Genomic DNA, 19,639 nt, shown 5'->3' on the forward strand with positions numbered 1-19,639 from the left:
AGGCGATACCAAAAGTTTCTACTGACGAAAGCCCTGAACCGCGATGGATCGAGCCTTGCAAGCCATGCAATCCACCCGCCGGGTCAGAATTACCGGCAGCAGGGCGCCTGCAGCCAAACAGGCAGGTAATGTTTCATTACAAATTGGTTGGGGCGCCGGCGCGGCCGGCTGTGGCGATTCATCGTTGCCGGCCTGAAACGACAATGCCCGGTCCGTGGACCGGGCATTGTCGCGATGGAAATGCGGAAGAACGAGCAGCGGCGCTGGCGCTATCCGACTTTCACGTAGGTGAATTCACGCGTGACGTTAGGCGGGACGTAGGCGCCGCTAATCTGGACGCGAGGCGTCAAACGCTTCTTCTGATCCCACCAGCGGCGGCGCTGATGGGGCGAGAGAAACCGTAGATGCTTTCGGTAAGCGAAGATGCTCATGGTGACCTCCCGAATCGGACAACCGACAGGAAACAGCCCAATTGCACGACAGCAACAACGAAACCGGAGCCATAGAACTATTGTGCGCAGGTTTGCGAACAGCGACCGCGGTGTTGCGAGATAGCCGCAGGTGCGTGACATATCGCCGGGGACCTGTTAGCCGTGGCGTCCCCGTGCTGCGCGGAGGCGGATTTGCCCGCACCTCCAGCACCACCGCGAACCCGTCAGCCGATGCTGGCCGGCTGGATCACGTGCCTTGCAGTACGCATTGCCGCCGCACCGTCATCATCGCCGCCGTCCTGACATCCTTTTTAATGGGAGCACGCTCGTTGCATCGGTACGTCAGCGAACATTTCGCGGCGCTCGACCTTGCGCGAGCGCCTCAACTCACTTTAGCCGTTCGCCGGAAAAGCGGCCGGAATCCTGCGCGCGCCGGGTGCGCAGCGCGCGCCTCGCACCATCACTGGCAACGCGTAAGCCGTGGTAATGTGGCAACGGCGCGCACACGCCCAGTGCGCGCGACGCGCATCGGGGCATCCGGGGCTCATCGACAGGAACGCACAATGATCAAGGTCAGCATCCTTTATCCTTACCGCGAAAACGGCCGATTCGACACCGAGTACTACGCCACGCGGCATATGCCGCTCGCCGCGCGGCTCTTCGGGGATGCACTCAAGGGCTGGTCGATCGACGTCGGGATCAACGCGGGGCCGCCGGGGACGCCGCCGCCCTACGTCGCAGCCGGACACTTCCTGTTCGAAACGATGGATGACTTTTACGCCGTGTTCAAGGTCCATCAGAAAGTGCTCGTCGACGACATTCCCAACTACACCGACGGCGGCAATGGCACGATCCTGGTCAGCGAAATCAAGGTTTCCGTCTGATCGGCGCGGCAGGCCACACGCCCAGAACCTGCCGCCACACGCACCGTCACTCAACACAAGAAGGAAACAATACCGATGTTCGGCGATATCGCCCGCTTTTTGCTCAATACGATCTTCACGTTGTTCGGCGCCGCCCTGCTGCTGCGCGTCTGGCTGCAGTTCGTCCGCGTTCCGCCCTACAACCCGGTGACGCATGCCATCCAGCAGGCGACCAACTGGCTCGTGCTGCCGCTGCGCCGCGTGATTCCGGGACTGCGCGGCATCGACCTCGCGAGCGTCGTGGCGGCGCTGATCGCCGCCGTGGCTTACGTGCTGCTGATGGTATGGCTCGCGGGCGTCGACCCGCTCGGTCTCCTGCCCGTGCTCCTCGTCGTCGCGCTGCTGACGCTCGTGAAATGGGCGCTCAATCTGCTCATCTGGCTCACGATCCTGATGGCGCTGCTCTCGTGGCTTAACCCGCGCTCGCCGGCGATGCCCGTGCTGTTCCAGCTCACGGCGCCGTTCCTGAATCCCATTCGGCGCGTCCTGCCGAACTTCGGCGGGCTCGACCTCTCGCCGATTCTGCTGTTCGTGATCGTCCAGGTGCTGCTGATGGTCGTCACGCGCGCGGCAGTCTCGCTCACGCTGTTCGGAATGTGACGTCGCGCAGCGTCCCGCGGCAACGCGGGACGCTGCGCGATTGCGCAATCCAGTGAATTCCGCGTAAAATGGCGCGCTCTGCGGGCGTCGTATAATGGCCATTACCCCAGCTTCCCAAGCTGGAGACGTGGGTTCGATTCCCATCGCCCGCTCCAAGGATTCACGTCGCGGCTTCACGCATCACCCTGCAAGGCGCCGCGACCTCCACCGGCCAGCCGACTTTCCCGGCGCCCTGACTTCTTCTCCCAGATTCGTAGCCGCGTATTTCCTGCATCGCCACGCCATGGCCGTTCGGTGCCGAATGACCATTGGCCGCTCCAGCGCTTTTCGCCCAATCCGCCGCTGTACGATTCGCTGCGAACCGGCTTGTCGATGCGCTAGCATCAGCGCTTGCAGGCGTTTTATCCCCGCGACCGCCCGTGTTTTTCTCTGCGCGTTAGCGCAGGCCGTAATCGATGGAACGATTTTTCATGTCTCGCCGCAGTGCGATCGCGCTGATCATGAACGCACGCGCCACGCTTCTCGCCCACGCCGACGAGCGGCTGCCCACCGACGCCCGCCGTCATGAAGCCTTGGTGGCCGATCTCACGCGTCTGCTGTTCGACGTGCGCGCGCATCGCGTCGACGAATTCGAGCTGACAGAACCCTCGCCCATGCACGTGACGGTGGCGGCGGACTGAATCCGCGGGCCCCAGGCTCCCAAGGCCCGGCTTGACCACGCTGCTATAATGCGCGGCGGCTTCGCACCAGGCTCGATTGAGCCGGCTTCGGTCCGCTTCGGGCTGCGAGTTGATCTGCCCAAACGCACAGCGCCGCCGGCATCCATGCGCGGGCCGTTCGCCCGGCGCCATAAGGACGGTCATCGGAACGCCCGAACGCCGCCGTCCCGGCGACATAACCCGCCATGCCGACAGCGCCCGACGCCGCGAAGCCCGCTGCTCTCACCTCCCGTCCTCGAAGATGAACCACGATCCGAACGACGCAGCCCGCACAGGCTGCACGCCGCCCGCCACGGCGGACGACCACGCCGCGAACCCTTCGCCGGATCCGGCTGCGCCCGACACCCCGGCTGAAACCGCACAACCGGGCACCGAAAGCGCCGACGAAGGCCTGCACCTGCGCCGCATCCGCAGCTTCGTGACGCGCGCCGGGCGCGTCTCGACCGGCCAGCGCCGCGCGCTCGACGAGCTCGGCCCGCGCTTCGTGGTGCCCTATGCCCCCCTCGCGCCCGATGCCGCCGCTCAGGGCGCAGACTGGGACGCCGTGTTCGGCCGGCGCGCGCCGCGCGTGCTGGAGATCGGCTTCGGCATGGGCGCGAGCACCGCGGAGATCGCCGCGCTGCGCCCGGACGACGACTTTATCGGCGTCGAGGTCCATGAGCCGGGCGTGGGCGCGCTGCTCAAGCTGATCGGCGAGCAGAACCTCACGAACATCCGCATCATTCAGCACGACGCCGTCGAAGTACTCGAACAGATGATCGCGCCCGCGAGCCTCAACGGTGTGCACATCTTCTTTCCCGATCCGTGGCACAAGGCGCGCCACCACAAGCGCCGCCTGATCCAGCCGAAGTTCGTCCAGTTGCTCGTCTCGCGCATGAAGCCGGGCGCCTACCTGCACTGCGCGACCGACTGGCAGAACTACGCCGAACAGATGCTCGAGGTGCTGGGCGCCGAGCCCGCGCTCGAAAACACGGCCACCGACTACGCGCCGCGCCCCGACTATCGTCCGGTGACCAAGTTCGAGCGCCGCGGTCTGCGGCTCGGCCACGGCGTGTGGGATCTGGTGTTCAAGCGCCGCGCAGGCTGACGCGTCGCCGGCAAGCACGACCAGCAACACAAACGGGCGCCGCGGCGCCCGTTCTGCATTCTGGCTTCGTTGCGTGCCGCCTCACTGCCAGTCGAGCCCGCCGCCATAGCCGAACAGCAGGATCACGAGCCCGAACGCGATGCGATACCAGGCGAACGCCGTGAAATCGTGCGAGGAGATGTAGCGCAACAGCCAGCGCACGCAGGCGAACGCGCTGATGAACGCGGCGACGAAGCCCACGCCGAAGAGCCCGAGCCAGTCGACCGAAAGCGTCTGCCAGGTCTTGTGCAGCTCGTAGACGGTCGCGCCAAAGATGATCGGAATCGCGAGGAAGAAAGAGAATTCGGTGGCCACGCGCCGCTCGATGCCGAACAGCATCCCGCCGATGATCGTCGAGCCCGAGCGTGACATGCCCGGAATCAGCGCGCAGCACTGTGCGCAGCCCACCTTGAGGGCATCGAGCAGCGAAATGTCGTCGAGCGAATTCACACGCGCAGGCGGCGGCGCCTTGCCGGCTCCCGCTCCCGCGCGCCGGCGCCCTTCCACCCACAGGATGATCAGGCCGCCCGCGACGAGCGCGAAGGCGACCGGCACCGGCGAGAACAGCACCGACTTGATCGACTTCTCGAACAACAGGCCGAGCACCACCGCGGGAATCGTCGCGACGACGACGTTGAGCGCGAAGCGCTGCGCGTCGGGACGCGTTGGCAGGCCGGTCACCACGGCGCCGATCTTGCGGCGGAACTCCCAGCACACGGCGAGGATGGCGCCCAGCTGGATCACGACGTCGAAGGTCTTTTCGAACTCGCCGTCGAAGCTGAGGACGCTGCCCGCCACGATCAGGTGCCCGGTGCTCGAAACCGGCAGAAATTCCGTCAGCCCTTCGACAATGCCCAGAATCAGGGCCTTGCACGTCACAATCCAGTCCATCCCAGCTCCCTTGCCGAAAATATGCGCCGGGGCGGACCGTACGTCGCTTGCGCGCACGCCCGCCGACGGCTGCGCGCGGCGGGCGTCTCGTCGCTTATTTCTCGACGATCTGCACGCGTATGCCGTTTGTAAGGATGGTGATTGTACCGGGTTCGTAATTCACACCGGCAAACTGAAGCTGATCCGGCTTGAAGGTGTAGACGGGATAGTTGGCCAGCAACTGGGTCGCGGCCACCGCCGCGACGGCGTTTACCTGCTGCGCGTAGAGGGCGGCGCCGCCGGTCATGTCGACGCTGTCCACCGTGGGCGATCGCAGGACGACCGAGCGGCTCGGCGCATCGTAGGCGAGCTCGCTCGAGAGCGTGAATGCGCCGCTCACCGGCTCCTGCATCAGCGGACTTTCGAGATGCGCGTCGACGCGCACGGCCACGCGGTTTCGGTCGGGGAGCAAGGTAACGACCGGGTTCGCGAGCGTGACGTCGAAAAGCTGCTGCACCGAGCGGTGATACGGGAACTTGCGCTGCACCGCGCCCTGCACCTGCTGCTGCGAGAAGGTGTAGTGATCGGGGATGAAGGGAAAGATGCCGGTCGCGCAGGCGCCGAGAGACATGGCCGCGCAGGCCGCCGCACAAGCCGAGAGCATGAAAGCCCGACGGGCCGCGCGAGGCGCGCCCGGCTTGGGCGAAGGGGAGGAGGCGCGCGTCGCGCGTCGGATCATGCGAAATCTCCTTGTTTAGACGACAAAGGGACAACGAGCGCCGGGAGGCGCCGTCACGTCCATTACGGCTTGGTGGCGGCTTCGAGACGCTCGATCCAGACGAGCGCTTCCTCGCGCGACGCACCGCACATCTCGGCCTGCGGCTGAAGACCCGAGCAGCACGCGGGACGCAGCGGCGAGCCGAATATTTTGCACTGCAAGTCCTCGTCGAGCTGCACGCAGCGCACCCCCGCGGGCTTGCCGTGCGGCATGCCGGGAATCGGGCTCGAAATGGACGGCGCGACGCAGCACGCGCCGCAACCGGGGCGGCACGCGTGCCCAGACGCGGGAGGAAGGAAACCGGCACTCACAACTGCTTCCTGAAACCAGACTGTTACAGATTCAAAAAACGGACCGCCGGCCGGCGCAAACGCGGCCACGGTGAAAGACTGTTCGCATTGTGCCATCCCAAGCTGCGACCTTTTTACACAAACTGCTTGGGCAAGGGACTCTTACACTGAGCTTGTCAGGCGCTGTAAAACGCCCGCTGAGGATGCCGCGAGGCGCGCCGCGGGTGTTGCGCCGCCATCCCAGAGACCCCGCATGAGCGACACCGACCTGCTCTTTCGTCCCGATCTGCTTGCCAAATACGGCGCGAACGGCCCACGCTATACGTCCTATCCTACCGCGCTGCAGTTCCGCGACGATTTCGACCTCGATCATTACCGGCATGCCGCCGCCGACCCCGGCGCGGTGGAAACCGACCTCTCGCTGTACTTCCACATCCCCTTCTGCGACACCGTCTGCTTCTATTGCGGCTGCAACAAGGTCGCGACAAAAAATCGCAGGCGCTCGAAGCCGTACGTGCAGCAACTCGTGCGCGAAATCGAATTGCAGGCGGCGCTTTTCGATACCAAGCGGCCCGTCTCGCAACTGCACTGGGGCGGCGGCACCCCTACTTTTCTCTCACTGGAGGAAATGAGCACGCTGATGGCCGCCACGCGCGAGCACTTCGCGCTGCGCCCTGACAGCGAAGGCGAATACTCGATCGAAATCGATCCGCGCGAGGCGTCGGCGCAAACCATCGCGCATTTGCGCACGCTCGGCTTCAACCGGCTGAGCCTCGGCGTGCAGGATTTCGATCCGGTCGTGCAGCGTGCGATCAATCGCGTCCAGCCGCTCGAACTCACGGTCGACGTCATGAATACGGCCCGCGCGAACGGCTTCGAGTCGATCAGCGTCGATCTGATTTATGGGTTGCCGCATCAGGACGTGAACAGCTTCAAGCGCACGCTCTACACGATCCTGCTGCTCGCGCCCGAGCGCATTTCAGTTTTCGGCTACGCGCACATGCCGCAGCTTTTCAAGATGCAGCGGCAGATGGACGCCGCCACGCTGCCCTCACCGGCCACGCGGCTCGCGCTGCTGCAGCTCGTGGTCGAGCAGCTCACCGAGGCGGGCTACATCTATATCGGCATGGATCACTTCGCGCTGCCCACCGACGAACTTGCGCGCGCCCAGGCGCAGCGCACGCTGCATCGCAATTTCCAGGGCTACAGCACGCGCGCGGCCTGCGACCTGATCGGCTTCGGCGCCTCGTCGATCGGCAAGGTCGGCGACGTCTACGCGCAGAACGCCAAGGATCTGCCGGGCTACGGCGCGGCTATCGACGCCGGACGGCTCGCCGTGACGCGCGGCGTGCGCCTCACGGCCAACGACCGCCTGCGCCGCGACATCATCACGGAGCTGATGTGCAATCTCGAGTTGCGCTTCGACGAGTTCGAGGCAGCCTATGGCGTACGCTTTCCGGCCGTATTCGCGCCCGAGCTAGAACGCCTGCGCACCTTCGAAGCCGACGGCCTCGTCGCGCGCAGTTCCGACCGGATCGAAGTGCTGCCTGCCGGGCGCATGTTCGTGCGCAATATTGCCATGGTGTTCGACCGCTACCTCGGGACCCAGCAGACCGAGCGCTTCTCGCGCACGATCTGAGCGCGACCGTCGGTGCCCGCCGGTGCAAATGGTTGCCGTGGCCGCGAATTTGCGCCATAATCTGCGGCTACTTCGAGCGTCTGTCGCGAAGACAGACGGCGAAAACTGCCTCGGTGGTGAAATTGGTAGACGCGCCGGACTCAAAATCCGGTTCCGAAAGGAGTGCCGGTTCGATTCCGGCCCGAGGCACCAAAGAATATTCCGGAATGATCCGGAGAAGTACAGAAACCCGCGACAGCACAAGGCTTCGCGGGTTTTTTCTTTCCGGAGTGCTCCGGATTGATCCTTAGACAGCCGGGGGTACTTGGGGGTAGTTTTAGGGGTATGCGCCATCAGATGCCGTACCCCCGCGCAAAAATACCCCCGGACATACCCCCATGCCACTGACCGACACAGCCATTCGAAACACCAAGCCCACCGACAAGCCGCAGAAGCTATTCGACGGCAGCGGCCTGTTCCTGCTCGTCAAACCCAGCGGGCAACGTTATTGGCGGCTCAAATACCGCGTGGCAGGCAAAGAGAAGTTGCTGGCCCTCGGAGTCTACCCGGACGTGTCGCTGGCGGCAGCGCGCAAGAAACGCGACGAGGCCCGCGAGAAGCTGGCGGCGGGTGTCGATCCGGGGGAGGCTAAGAAGTCGGACAAGCGCGCGGCCCGCCTCGCTGCGATCAACACGTTTGAGGCCGTCTCCCTGGCATGGATGGACGAACGCCGCCCCTATGTCGAGCCCGCGCAGTACGACAAGACACTGGCGCGCTTCAAGAATGACGCCTTCCCGTGGCTCGGCCCCCGCCCTATCGCAGAAATCGAAGCGCCGGAGATTCTGGACACGCTCAAGCGTGTGGACAGCCGGGGAGCGCGCTTCACGGCTCACCGCCTGCGCGGCGAGATAAGCCGAGTGTTTCGCTACGGCATCAAGGAAGGCTTGTGCAAGGTCGATCCGGCGCGCGACCTGCTCGGCGCAATTCCGCCAGCCCAGACAACACATTTCGCATCGATCACCGAACCCTCCAAGGTAGGTGAGATGCTGCGCGCATTCGACGGCTTCACCGGCACGTTTCCGGTGCTCTGCGCGCTCAAGCTGGCCCCGATGCTATTCGTGCGGCCGGGGGAGCTACGGCAAGCCGAGTGGACGGAGTTCGATCTGGACAAAGGCGAATGGCGCTACCACGTCAGCAAGACGAAGACGGAACACCTCGTGCCACTCGCCACGCAAGCCGTCGCAATCCTGCGCGAACTGCACGCGCTCACCGGCTCAGAGCGCTACGTGTTCCCCGGCGCACGTGACCGCAAGCGTCCAATGAGCGAGGCCGCGATCAATGCCGCCCTGCGCCGTCTGGGCTACGACACCCGCACGGAGATTACCGGCCACGGCTTCCGGGCCATGGCGCGCACGATCCTGCATGAAGAGCTTGAACAAAAGCCCGAGGTCATCGAGCACCAGCTTGCGCACACGGTCCCGGATAACCTCGGCGGCGCGTACAACCGGACGAAGTTCATCAAGGAGCGGCGAGCGATGATGCAAAAGTGGGCGGACTATCTTCAGCGTCTAAAAATCGGCGCGGAAGTCATCCCGATTGCCGCAGCGGTCGGCGAGTAATCCCACGCCAGTCAGCGGCCCGCGATCAGCCATGATCGGCGGGCGCTATCGGGCTGCTCGCACGGTTTAAATATAGGCGCAGTAATATTTCCACTGAAAAATAAATCAGCGTAACTATATTTAACCTATATTCAAACGATATCTAGATAAATTTCTTTCCATTAACGCGATTCTCGGAAAACAATCACTCCAGCATCTTAAATCAATTACCAAAAAAGTGGAGTGAATCATGCCGTTGTCAGCAGATTGCGCAGCCCTTCCCGAAGACCGAAAGACCAAGCTCGACTCTCTCTTCGCCATAGCGGACACCCGCCTTGCAGGGATTTCTAGAAGCGCGGACCAGATTGCGAGCCTCGCTATCGCCGGGGAAAAGTACGCGGAAGGCGACGACGGATGCTCCGTTTCGCGCAGCCTATTTCAAGCAATTCACGACCTTGGCGGCCAGGCGCGAGCGCTTCACGAGTTGAGAGAAGCGGTCCAATCGCTGCGCGCCGAATTGATCGGCGAATAACTCGACCGCGCCAGTCAGCGGCCCGCGATCACGCGCGATTGGTCGGTTCGCAAACCCGGTATGCCCGCTCGAAGAACACAAGGCGAAACGCGAATATCAGCGTCAGGTGCGGCTCAACGATCAGATTGAAGCCAAGATCGCGTTCGGAGGGCAGTAACAGCGTGTGGCCGGTATTTTTGTGTCAGGAACCGGCCAGAACCCCGCAGCGGCAGCCCATCCCGAATTTCGCCCTGGCTGAGGCGGATGCAGGCTTACGGGTCCGCCGTCGATATCGTAGCCCGAATTGAGCATGCACGCGGCAGTTTAGATGCATAGGTCGGGACCTGACCGGTCGGTCAACGCCAGATTAGGTCTCAGACAATACGACCGCTCGTTCCCAAAGCCGGTGATCGACCCGTTCCAGTCCTTCGATGCGCTTAGTCCACAATGGCGACTTGCTGTATAGAGCGGACAGGGGCTTCTACGGGTCTTCTGACGCTAACGCAGTCCCCCATTCACGCCGTAAAGCAGTAATGTTTAGTCTCGTCAACAAAAACGGACGCGAACGAACATGACGAATTGGGATCTAGTGACGAAACTGGCATTCCCCATCATTGTTGCGCTCGTCGTGGCAACGATAGGTCGGAGGTTAGATTACAAACCAAAGCTAGTCACTTACATGGCGCACGCGGCTGGTTTCTCAATGCCGCCTATTGAAGGCCCTGCTCAGCCACCTGCATTTTCGGATGGGAATTCGCCTAGCCCGCTAACGGCCCCCAGTGGCACGCCTGCCAACGTCACAGTGACGCCGGGCGTCCAAGTGCACGTGCATAGCATCGTCGTCAGGAATACCGGCAAGAAGACTGCCTTCAACGTTCGACTGGGGCACAACGTTCGCGTACACAACTATGTCCTAGAGCCGCAGGTTCAGCACGAGAAAAAGGAGTCGCCAGCGGGGCCTTGGGAAATTGTCCTGCCTGCGCTGGTGCCCAATGAGCAGGTCCTCGTGTCGTATCTCTATTTCCCACCGCTAACGTGGCCGCAAATCAATGCGTACACCAAATCGGACGAAGGCTCTGCGCGGTTCTTAAACGTACTTCCCACTCCTCAGCCGTCTCGCTGGACCGTGCGCGTCTTCCTCGCTTTTTTCTATTTCGGGGTAGCGGCGACTGCTTATGCGCTAATCGCGATCATCCAGTGGTGCGTTGCGGTATCGCATTTGCTCGGACAGCATTGAGTGACGTTTCATGCCGGAATGCGCCAGGCGCAACTGGCGCTTCGACCCGAAGCGGTCTTACGTAATCGCGCGCGATGTGTCCGTTGTTCTTCCGTGATTGGACATTCAGCACGGTCGCACCAACTGATTTCACACGATCCCACAAGGTGCAACGGATGTGGCTAGAAGCGAGTCGTTACAGTGCGCAGCCTGAGAACGACGACTGCGCGCTTTTCGGTATCCCGGCCGGCTAACGCGCGGAGTCTTGCTGCTTTGAATATGGCAGGAAAGCCGCGAGAAACACGGCTACTGCCGTACTCAGTGCGAGGCAATACAGTGCTAGCGTGAAGTCGGTGGTCTGCGCCCGCGCGACACCAACAAGCCACGGCGCGAAGAAGCCCGCGAGACCGCTGATGGCATTAATCAGAGCCATGCCGCCCGCGGCACCCGCGCCAGCGAGAAACGTCGGCGGTATCGTCCAGAACACGCTCAACGAGCCGACGATGCCGGCCGCCGCAAGGCAGATGAAGCCGAAGGAAACGAGCGGCATCGAGGAAGTCAGGCCGCTTCCCGCGAGACCGGCCGCACCCACAGTCAACGCGGCCGTGAGATGCCAGCGACGCTCCATTGTTCGATCTGAATGCTTTGCATTACTTATCATTGCGATTGCGCCGAGAATGAATGGAATCGCACTCACGAGACCGATTTCAATAATCGACAGATCGGTGAGTTGCTTGATCACTTGGGGCAACCATGTCGAAATGCCAAAGAAGCCAATGCCGATGCAGCAGTACAGCAACCCCATCAGCCACACCATGGGCGCGGCAAGCGCACTTTTAAAACTGGCACTCCCCTTGCTTGCCGCGGCCGCCTGCTCGCTCTCCACGGTGCCGACCAGCCAGTCTCGCTCCATAGCGCTGAGCCAACGCGCTTCAGACGGCCTGTTGACGAGGTAGAAGAACGCCACTATGCCAAGCAGTGTCGCGGGTGCACCCTCGATGATCATCATCCAGCGCCAACCCGAAAAATCAGCCTTCTCATGAAAATGTGAAATGATCAGAGCGGAAAGCGGCGAACCGATGATCAGCGAAACGATGTTGGCCGAATAGACCTGGCTAATCGCTTTGCCCAGATGCCGCGCCGGAAACCACAGCGCGAGGTAATACAGAACCGAAGGGAAAAATCCAGCTTCGACAATACCGAGCAGAAGACGCGCCGCATACAATTGCTGTGGCGTTTGCACGAACGCCATGCCGACCGATACCAGCCCCCAGGTGAACATGATTCGGGCGAGCCAGGTGCTCGCGCCAAACCGATGCATCAACATATTGCTTGGCACCTCGAACGCGATATAGCCGAGATAGAAGACCCCTGCAGCGAAGCCGAACATCTCCGCCCCCATGCCGAGTTCCTGATTCATCTGCAACGCGGCAAATCCGATATTGGCGCGATCGAGGTAGTTGATGAACCATGCAATGAATATCAGCGGCACGAGTCGCCACGTGACCTTACTGATGAGCTTCTTTTCCGCCACGTCGTCTAACGCAGTGCCCGACGGGTTCCGTTGCGCGATGTCGTCCATCTGAGCCGCCCCGAGCGGGGCTAAGGTGGCATCCGTTTGTTTCACGATGATCCTCTAACTTTGAAAGGAAAAGCAGATCGAACCTGTGTGCCGTCGACACGCTGGACGCTATGCCACTGTGCCTTTGGGGTCGGCGGCATAGGCGACGACCTCGATCCTCATGCCGCTCACGACCAGTCCACTCACGATCAGCGTCGAACGATTCGGGTACGGCTTACGAAAGTACACCCGATAGATTTCATCGACGACGGGCACATCCGCGGGATCAATCAAATAGATCAGCACCTGGGCCACGTCGCCCAGCGACGCGCCGGCCGCGTTCAGAGCGGCTTCGAGATTCCTGAACGTCAGCTGAGCCTGGTTCTCGATTGCACCCGTCTCGATCGATCCATCCTGGTGCACGGGTCCGTGCGCGGTATAGATCACGCCAGCGGCGCGGGTGGCCCAGGAAAACGGCTGGCCGAGTTCCGGCAGATGGGTTTCGATAACGTCGGTCATGGGAAGACAGTCTGGTTCAAATGGAGTCATGGGCAGCGCAGAGCGCTGCGCGGCCTACAGCGAGTCGGCGAAATGCGCGACGGTATCGGCCAGTGAATACCCGGCCTCAAATCCAAGTTCGCGCCGCGCCGCACTGACATCCGATGGAGCCGGACGTACATGAGGAAACGCGGCGAACCCGCCCTCGGGTAACCTGAGTTCAGCGATGCATAGCGACGGGTAACGTTGCCGCACGACTTCGATGAATTCATCGAGCGAAAACCATTGACCCGTCGCGATGTTGTAGACGCGCTGCGTCGGAGCAGGCGCATATAGCGCTGCAACGTTGGCCGCCGCACAATCGCGTGTATCGACGAATTCCTCGCGACCGTTCCACAGCAGGATGGGGTCGTCCAGCCGTGCCGGCGCACCACTTCTGCCTGCCTTAAGCAAACAGTCGAGCAGCCTGCCAGGCACGCTCGTCGCTGCCTCCGCGCCCGCGCCGAGCACCGCCCCATAGCGCAGAACGACGACACTCAGGTCGTAGAGCGACGCGTAGGCCAGCGCCAGATGTTCGCTCGCTACCTTGGTGGCGGCATAGATGCTCGCAGGCCGCTCGCTCACGATCCGATACTGGAAGTCTTCCGGAATTGGCGCGGCCGGCAGCGACGCGAACGCGGAATACATCACCGTCGTCGAACTTGCCAGCACGACGCGCCGCAACTGCTTTTGGCGCGCGATCTCCAGCACGTTGGCCGTCCCCATCGTGTTCACACGGATACCCGCGAGAGGATCGCGCCGGATCGCGGTCGACAGCAACGCAGCCGTATGCACGATCGACGTGACCGCATGCCGCTCCACCACCTCGCCAAGGCGGGCGAAATCGGTGACGTCGCATAGCTCGAACTCGGCGCCATGCAGTTCCTCTCGCTCACGAGGGCTCACGTCGACCATCACGACCCGTTCGCCCCGTACCCGCAGTTGCGCCGCAGTCAGCCGGCCGATCATCCCTGCGCCGGTAATCAAAACAGTCATCTTTCGTCTCCTCTGTCGTCGGTGCCCTGGCAGCGGTGCCGCGCCTTTAACCGATCGACTGGGAGCAACGATACGAGTGCAAATTGTCTACGTCAACACAAATTTATGTTGATTTTATAAATTTTAAGGTCAATTATACGAACCCGTCGCGACTCATCCAGCACACCCACACAAGGAGCAAGCTCTTGTCCGATCTGAAGACCCCGCTGAAACCCCAGATACCACTGCCGACACCGCAAGCCCAGGCGTATGAGGAGTGCGTGCTGGGCTGGGCTTCGCGTGATTGCCCGCAGTTGAAGATCGCGAAGGACATCGCCTATGGCGACGACCCCGCACACCGCTATGACGTCTACGGTGCCGATCACACCGGCGATGCGCCGATTGTGGTGTTCTTTCACGGCGGCGGCTGGACCAACGGCTACAAGGAATACGCGGCGTTCATGGCACCCCACGTGGTAGCCGCGAACTGCGTGCTGGTGACGCCCGGCTACCGTCTCGCGCCCGAGCATCCGCTGCCTGCCGCGTTCGAAGATGGGATTACGCTATTGGGCGCGCTCGCGGGAACGCGACCCGCCTGGGCTGGCAACGCGAGGCGTGTGATCCTCGCGGGTCATTCGGCCGGCGGCCATCTCGCTGCGCTGCTCGCATTGCGCCCCAACGCGCTGCAACAGGGTGGGGTTGATCCGCGCATAGTCGTCGGCTGCATGCCGGTGAGCGGCATCTTCGACCTGCATCACCCTCACCCCGCGCCGGGTTCGCTGGAGGCGCGCGTCTACGGCATGGTGCTCGGAGAAATGACCGACGACGCGCGCATGAGCCCGCTGTGCTGGACCCGCGGCAACACGGTTCCGATGGCGTTGAGTTACGGCGAGCACGACAGCGAGCGCGTCATCCGGTCGAACCGCCGCATGGCGAGTCTGCTCGCACTGCAGCCGGCACCGAGTTCGTCCGAGGTCGAGCTTCATGCCGACCATTTCCAGACTCACACCGCTCTCGATAACGCAGCACACCCCTGGTATGCGCGGCTTGCCGCGCTCGCTCGGTCCGACGCCGAGTCGTAGACACATTTCTCATCCCACTGGAGTCATACGAAATGAGCAGAGCTGGATTTAAAGCATCCTCGATCGCGTGCGCGATCCTCGCCCTGTCCTCCGTCGACAGCCACGCGCAGTCGAGCGTCACGCTGTACGGGATCATCGACGCGAGCATCGACTACGTGTCGAACGAAGGCGGCCATCACGCGGTGCAGGCGCAAAACGGCATGATCAACGGTAGCCGTTGGGGGCTGAAAGGCAGCGAGGATCTCGGTGGCGGCACCAGCGCTGTGTTCCAGCTCGAGAACGGCTTCAACATCTTCAACGGCAAGCTCGGTCAGGGCGGCCGCCTGTTCGGTCGCCAGGCGTGGGTCGGCCTCACGGACAACACGTACGGCACACTGACGCTCGGACGGCAGTATGACCCGACGATCTGGTACCTCGCGATCTACACCGGCGGTTTCAACGGCGGAACCGCCTTCGCGCATCCGTTCGATAACGACAATATGGGCAACTCATTCAGGCTCGATAACGCAGTGCAATACGCGAGCCCGACATGGGGCGGCTTTTCGATGCGCGGCATGTATGCGTTCTCGAATCAAACCGGCTTCAAGGACAACCGCGCGTATAGCGCCGGTGCCGGCTACAGCCGCGGCGGCCTGAATCTCGGCGCCGCGTTCATTGTGATAGACAACGTCGGCGGCAATGCAGGGGGCGCCGTGGACGGCAGCGCCACGGGTGATGCGACGTTCATCGGCAGCCGACAGATGGTATGGGGCACCGCGGCGAATTACAGGTACGGCAGTGGCATCTATGGCGCGACATGGACGCACACCCGGATCGACAATGGGACCTCAGTGAATCTCGGCGGCTACAAGCCAATGGGTAATGCCGGCATGAGCCTTGATAACTTTGACGTCAACGTTACGTATTTCGCGACGCCCGCGTTCGCTCTGCTAGGTACCTATACGTATACGATGTCGCGTTTTACGAACTCGCAGGTCAGCGCGAGTCCGAAGTGGAATCAGGTCAGCGCGCAGGCCGATTATTTTCTGTCGAAACGTACAGACGTCTACATCGATGCGGTGTATCAGCACGTGAGCGGGGGCGACAACACGCCGTTTGCGAACGCGATTATCTGTGGCTATTCACAATCCTCGTCGCCCAGCCAGCTTGTTGTGGGACTAGGATTGCGTCACCGCTTTTGAGTTATAGAGATCGCCGATCGTTTGGCACGTCAATGCGCACGCACTGGAGCTGTCGCAGTGCGCATTGACGCCGTCTTACACCTTGGCGCGTTCGGGCGATTTGCGCGTACCGCGCGACACAGCCCTTTCAGGTTGAGGCGATAGGGCCCGTGTTACCACCGCAGGTTGTCGAGATTTGGCTACCCCTTTTCCCGCCAAGGCAGGAGCTTCTTTGGCGCCCGCTTTGCCGAGATAGTCGACGACGGCCAACGTGGCGTTAAGATGCTCACGCAATATGGCACAAGCTCGCGCGACCTCGCGTGACAAGGTCGCCTCCATCAACTCCTGATGCTCGTTAAAAATACTGTCCGTGCGTGCAGTGAATCCGAGTCGCGCGAGCCGAAGTCGTCGGTAGCGTTCCGCGTGATCGAAGAGTTGCACATGGATCCGGTGAAGCCACGGTGACCGGGCCCCAGCGAGCAACGCCCGATGAAACCTTCGGTGGGCGGCTTCCCATGCATCCATGCCAGCCACATCGTCGAGTGACGTCGGCACCGGTTCATGCGTCAGCTTGTAGAAGGCGGCCGAGATTTCGGCGCCCCAGTCGGCGTCGCCATGAGAGATCGATTCCGTAAGCAGGATTGTTTCGATGTGGGTGCGCGCGTACACGATATCCCGAAGATCTTCGGCCGATACCGGTGCAACCCGGAAACCCCGTTGCCCTTCATTGGACACCAGCCCCTCCCGGCTGAGTAACATCAGCGCTTCCCTGATTGGACTCATACCGAGGCCATACCTCTCCTGCAGTCCTTGCAGACGAAGCTTTGAGTCTGGCTCGAGCTCGCCCGACAAGATATCGCGATGCATCAGCCGGTAGGCCTGGTCGGACAGCGTGCGCTCGCCTTCCTCCTGATCAGATCCACTGCGGGTTGAGCGTGGAGCAACAAAATCGCGGTTGACAGGTTTCATACCAAATAGTGGACTCGGACTGGGCGACTCACTCTGTAGGTTGATTTGAGCCAAAAATCTTCGAAAATGATACGCGATATATAAATTTCTTGCATGGCAAGATGCAGCGGGCCAGTCCGGACTGATGCAAAGAGCCGCCTGACCAGATACGTGACGTCTTTGCGGCTCCAGCTGCGGTCATTCGCGATTGTCTCCTCTGGACGGCTCAGCAGCCGAACAGAAAGTGCACGCGAATGCCCCAAGCTGGCCGAGGGACTAAACCGCTCGCGCGGCAGGGGGCTGCGGCCCCACTCTGGCGGCGAATGGGAGGCCAGTGGCGCCGGTGCTTATGTTGGTGGTTGAGGCAATCCACCTCGTCCTCCAGCAGGAGCCCCGTCATGACCTCCTCCGATCCGGGCATCAGCCCGCCTGCTTAGCCGCAATGACTGCGGCCTGTCGGCGGGTCAGGGAGCCAACGGCCTTGACGACCTGAGTTAGCTCGCTCTTTGCCGCGCCGGTGAAGCGGCCCCGGCATCGCGGGCGCGCTCGACACTCACACATGGCTGTGCGGCCAGATCGACAGACGATGGCGAGCGGCTCGCATTCGGGTTACTCGGGGCATTGGCGCGAGCACCGCCAGCACCAGCACGCCCCGACGCATCCTTGCGCACGCTTCTCGTGCTGTGCACGCGGGCACGGTCCAGCATTTCGGAGCGCGCGCCCATCTTGAGCAGGGTGAGAATTTGGCCCGTGTCACTGCGCACGCCCTCAATGCCGGTCGAGAGCCGCTCGACACTGAGGGGCTTGTCGGCAAGCAGGAATCCTTGGTCGCCCGCTCTCATTGGGTCTCCTGGTCATGCTCGTATCGCTCGCAGAGGTAAGGGATGACCGGCAGCGTGCCCGCGCGGACTTCCGCCATGTACGATTCGAGGCCCTTGAATTTCTTAAGCTTGGCGCGGAGTGGTTCCAAGCTACGTTCGAGCCGCTGCGCAGTTGCGACAACAGGAGCGCCGCCCGGAAGGTCTTCGAACGCTTCCTGCGCGATCAGCGTGCTGAAGCGCGCGATGTGCTCGTCAACGGCGGAAACCACTCGCTCCAGTTCTTTGGCGAGCGGCTGCGTCTCGCTCGCGGTCTGGATCATCGCCGTGGTGATCTGCGTCACGAACCCGGCCATAATGCTCTCCGTCCCGCGAAGCAGCGCGTACTGGTGCGCGACGCGTGAGTCCGGCTCCATCGTGGGGCTCAATCCCAGCAACCAATCAATGCTCACGGAGTAGACTTCCGCCGCCTGCTTCAGGAAGCGCCAGTCACGCGGCGTAGGGCGCTCACCGCTCTCGATCAGCGAGAGTTGCGTCGAGTTCGCGTAGCCGAACTTTTCCGCAGCCTCCACCGCCAGCATGCCCTGCATCACGCGAGCCACAATCAGCTTGTGGCGCAGGTCTTCAAGCTCTGACGGCAGGCTGCGATTGCGCACGAAGCGCGTGAGCGAGGACCTCACGCACACGTCGCGCTGGGCAGCCGTCATTTCTGCGGCCGTCTTGCGTCCGCGCCTCGGAGCGCTGGCCGGTGCTTCGTGTTGAATCGCTTCACTCATTTTTGGCTCCCCGTGAGTGTGCGTGCGGCCACTTCCAATCGATTTGCGACGGCCTCCAGGCGCTCAATCGGCGACAGTGCGGCAGCGCGCACGCGGGTCGAGCGCCACCGCTCCTTGCTGGCCCGATGGTGAATCGTGTTCGCCTGAACGCCGTAGCGCCGCGCGAGCACCTTGGCAGACTCGCCCCCACGGTACAAGCGCTCGACCTCGGCCCACGCCTCGCTGGTAAGGCGCGAGCCCATCACGCATCCTCGCCGAGGATGCTCAGATCGAACAACGGGGCGCTTGCGAGAAATGCCTTCGCGCGGGCAACTTGCTCGCGCTTTTCCGCAAGTTCCCGCCGCCAGCAGAGAAGGTCATCAGCAGTCGGCTTCAGCAGGCCGCCGCGCTCGATTTGGCCGTCGTCCAGACCGGCTTCGACCAAGCGTTCGCGGTGATCCGCGCGGGCGCGCTCGAAGCCGCGAATCAGACCTTCGAGATGAGGAATTTCGACGCTTCCGACGTCTAGTTCAGTGCGCACTGCGCGGCTGACATACGCCGCGAATTGCCTCTGCGATTCCTTGCAGAATGCATCGAGCGTGGCACTCCCCTCGCGGGCATCGGCGATCATGCGGTCCAGCGCAGCAGCCTCATCGGCCAGGCGCGCGCACAGCGCAGACTCGTCGGCGGAGCCAAGCTCGACGGCTTCAGCCACGATGCCGACCGGCCCCGCCGCCTCGATCAGCGCTGCACGCCGCGTGGCTATTCGGCGAGCGAGATACATGACAGATGAGCTTTTCAGCGCATTGAAAATGACACGCTGCGCGATGGCGTCGTCGGTTCGGAGGAGGGTTTCGAGTGCGGTCATAGAGCGGTTTCGCTGTGTGTTTGGGAGATGCCATGCTCGCACCAGAAAAGCACGACGACCGACTGCGTTTTCCATAAAAGCCAGGTGCGAGCGCAAACCGAAAACGTTGCGCTTCATGGTTCGATCTGGCACGCGCACGCATGCGCGCACGCACGCGCTCCGTGTAAAAAAATTCCGGTACCCGGCATGCTCTCAATCCGCCAAAGGCACGCCACACATAGCTCAGCGGGATTTCCTCAATCGAACTCCACCACC

The 19,639-nt window shown here is 62.3% G+C and carries 21 protein-coding genes and 2 tRNA genes; 12 read left to right on the forward strand and 11 right to left on the reverse strand.

From position 1 onward, the window contains the following. Positions 1 to 994: 994 nt before the first annotated feature. The 5 genes from U5775_RS03735 to trmB all read left to right on the forward strand — a co-directional run bounded on the left by U5775_RS03735 (position 995) and on the right by trmB (position 3,760). A complete protein-coding gene (locus tag U5775_RS03735; protein WP_322056763.1) occupies positions 995 to 1,315 on the forward strand; it encodes an EthD family reductase in 321 nt (106 codons plus the stop codon). A 75-nt stretch (positions 1,316 to 1,390) separates the two neighbouring features. Beyond that, positions 1,391 to 1,954: a YggT family protein gene (locus U5775_RS03740; protein ID WP_322056764.1), complete on the forward strand. Its 564-nt coding sequence runs from the start codon at positions 1,391 to 1,393 to the stop codon at positions 1,952 to 1,954. 80 nt (positions 1,955 to 2,034) lie between these two features. Beyond that, a tRNA-Gly gene (locus tag U5775_RS03745) sits at positions 2,035 to 2,109 on the forward strand. Between the two features lie 315 nt (positions 2,110 to 2,424). Beyond that, positions 2,425 to 2,634 carry a hypothetical protein gene (locus U5775_RS03750; RefSeq protein ID WP_322056765.1) on the forward strand — a complete coding sequence of 70 codons (210 nt, stop codon included), beginning with the start codon at positions 2,425 to 2,427 and terminating at the stop codon, positions 2,632 to 2,634. Between the two features lie 280 nt (positions 2,635 to 2,914). Further along, entirely contained in the window at positions 2,915 to 3,760 is an 846-nt protein-coding gene (trmB, locus tag U5775_RS03755; protein ID WP_322056766.1) for a tRNA (guanosine(46)-N7)-methyltransferase TrmB, read from the forward strand. A gap of 81 nt (positions 3,761 to 3,841) precedes the next feature. Here the strand turns inward: trmB and U5775_RS03760 are convergent, their stop codons facing one another. The 3 genes from U5775_RS03760 to U5775_RS03770 all read right to left on the reverse strand — a co-directional run bounded on the left by U5775_RS03760 (position 3,842) and on the right by U5775_RS03770 (position 5,758). Next, on the reverse strand, positions 3,842 to 4,690 hold the full coding sequence (locus tag U5775_RS03760; protein WP_322056767.1) for an undecaprenyl-diphosphate phosphatase: 849 nt from the start codon (positions 4,688 to 4,690) through the stop codon (positions 3,842 to 3,844). Between the two features lie 94 nt (positions 4,691 to 4,784). After that, on the reverse strand, positions 4,785 to 5,333 hold the full coding sequence (locus U5775_RS03765; RefSeq protein WP_322056882.1) for a DUF1439 domain-containing protein: 549 nt from the start codon (positions 5,331 to 5,333) through the stop codon (positions 4,785 to 4,787). A 137-nt stretch (positions 5,334 to 5,470) separates the two neighbouring features. Next, positions 5,471 to 5,758, reverse strand: coding sequence for a YkgJ family cysteine cluster protein (locus tag U5775_RS03770; protein WP_322056768.1), 288 nt, complete (start codon positions 5,756 to 5,758; stop codon positions 5,471 to 5,473). A 232-nt stretch (positions 5,759 to 5,990) separates the two neighbouring features. Between U5775_RS03770 and hemN the strand changes: the two genes are divergently transcribed. From hemN to U5775_RS03795, 5 genes are all read left to right on the forward strand, one after another. Beyond that, positions 5,991 to 7,376 carry an oxygen-independent coproporphyrinogen III oxidase gene (gene hemN / locus U5775_RS03775; RefSeq protein WP_322056769.1) on the forward strand — a complete coding sequence of 462 codons (1,386 nt, stop codon included), beginning with the start codon at positions 5,991 to 5,993 and terminating at the stop codon, positions 7,374 to 7,376. Positions 7,377 to 7,483: 107 nt separating this feature from the next. Continuing rightward, positions 7,484 to 7,568 (forward strand) — tRNA-Leu (locus tag U5775_RS03780). A 185-nt stretch (positions 7,569 to 7,753) separates the two neighbouring features. Beyond that, a complete protein-coding gene (locus U5775_RS03785; RefSeq protein WP_322056770.1) occupies positions 7,754 to 8,974 on the forward strand; it encodes a tyrosine-type recombinase/integrase in 1,221 nt (406 codons plus the stop codon). Between the two features lie 229 nt (positions 8,975 to 9,203). Next, a complete protein-coding gene (locus U5775_RS03790; RefSeq protein WP_322056771.1) occupies positions 9,204 to 9,485 on the forward strand; it encodes a hypothetical protein in 282 nt (93 codons plus the stop codon). Between the two features lie 550 nt (positions 9,486 to 10,035). After that, positions 10,036 to 10,701, forward strand: coding sequence for a hypothetical protein (locus U5775_RS03795; protein ID WP_322056772.1), 666 nt, complete (start codon positions 10,036 to 10,038; stop codon positions 10,699 to 10,701). A 229-nt stretch (positions 10,702 to 10,930) separates the two neighbouring features. Here the strand turns inward: U5775_RS03795 and U5775_RS03800 are convergent, their stop codons facing one another. The 3 genes from U5775_RS03800 to U5775_RS03810 form a co-directional block, all read right to left on the reverse strand. Beyond that, positions 10,931 to 12,307 carry an MFS transporter gene (locus U5775_RS03800; RefSeq protein WP_322056773.1) on the reverse strand — a complete coding sequence of 459 codons (1,377 nt, stop codon included), beginning with the start codon at positions 12,305 to 12,307 and terminating at the stop codon, positions 10,931 to 10,933. Positions 12,308 to 12,370: 63 nt separating this feature from the next. Then, complete coding sequence (locus U5775_RS03805) at positions 12,371 to 12,760, reverse strand: RidA family protein (protein ID WP_322056774.1); 390 nt, start codon at positions 12,758 to 12,760, stop codon at positions 12,371 to 12,373. A gap of 54 nt (positions 12,761 to 12,814) precedes the next feature. Then, a complete protein-coding gene (locus U5775_RS03810; RefSeq protein WP_322056775.1) occupies positions 12,815 to 13,774 on the reverse strand; it encodes an NAD(P)-dependent oxidoreductase in 960 nt (319 codons plus the stop codon). Between the two features lie 185 nt (positions 13,775 to 13,959). Here U5775_RS03810 and U5775_RS03815 point away from each other — a divergent pair, with 185 nt between their 5' ends. Beyond that, the gene (locus U5775_RS03815; protein WP_322056776.1) at positions 13,960 to 14,835 is read left to right on the forward strand and encodes an alpha/beta hydrolase; all 876 of its coding nucleotides are present in this window, start codon (positions 13,960 to 13,962) and stop codon (positions 14,833 to 14,835) included. Positions 14,836 to 14,867: 32 nt separating this feature from the next. Beyond that, positions 14,868 to 16,016: a porin gene (locus U5775_RS03820; RefSeq protein ID WP_322056777.1), complete on the forward strand. Its 1,149-nt coding sequence runs from the start codon at positions 14,868 to 14,870 to the stop codon at positions 16,014 to 16,016. A 75-nt stretch (positions 16,017 to 16,091) separates the two neighbouring features. Here U5775_RS03820 and U5775_RS03825 read toward each other — a convergent pair whose 3' ends face one another. The 5 genes from U5775_RS03825 to U5775_RS03845 all read right to left on the reverse strand — a co-directional run bounded on the left by U5775_RS03825 (position 16,092) and on the right by U5775_RS03845 (position 19,384). Next, positions 16,092 to 16,964 (reverse strand): GntR family transcriptional regulator, encoded by an 873-nt coding sequence (locus U5775_RS03825; protein WP_322056778.1) that lies wholly within the window; start codon positions 16,962 to 16,964, stop codon positions 16,092 to 16,094. Between the two features lie 473 nt (positions 16,965 to 17,437). After that, a complete protein-coding gene (locus tag U5775_RS03830; RefSeq protein ID WP_322056779.1) occupies positions 17,438 to 17,785 on the reverse strand; it encodes a hypothetical protein in 348 nt (115 codons plus the stop codon). Then, positions 17,782 to 18,537: a helix-turn-helix transcriptional regulator gene (locus tag U5775_RS03835; protein ID WP_322056780.1), complete on the reverse strand. Its 756-nt coding sequence runs from the start codon at positions 18,535 to 18,537 to the stop codon at positions 17,782 to 17,784. Before U5775_RS03835 ends, U5775_RS03830 begins: the two co-directional genes overlap by 4 nt. Further along, positions 18,534 to 18,779, reverse strand: a complete 246-nt coding sequence (locus tag U5775_RS03840) for a hypothetical protein (protein WP_322056781.1) — start codon at positions 18,777 to 18,779, stop codon at positions 18,534 to 18,536. Before U5775_RS03840 ends, U5775_RS03835 begins: the two co-directional genes overlap by 4 nt. Continuing rightward, positions 18,779 to 19,384 carry a hypothetical protein gene (locus tag U5775_RS03845; RefSeq protein WP_322056782.1) on the reverse strand — a complete coding sequence of 202 codons (606 nt, stop codon included), beginning with the start codon at positions 19,382 to 19,384 and terminating at the stop codon, positions 18,779 to 18,781. Before U5775_RS03845 ends, U5775_RS03840 begins: the two co-directional genes overlap by 1 nt. Positions 19,385 to 19,639: the final 255 nt, after the last annotated feature.

This window comes from Paraburkholderia sp. J63, from assembly GCF_905220245.1.
Lineage (GTDB): Bacteria > Pseudomonadota > Gammaproteobacteria > Burkholderiales > Burkholderiaceae > Paraburkholderia.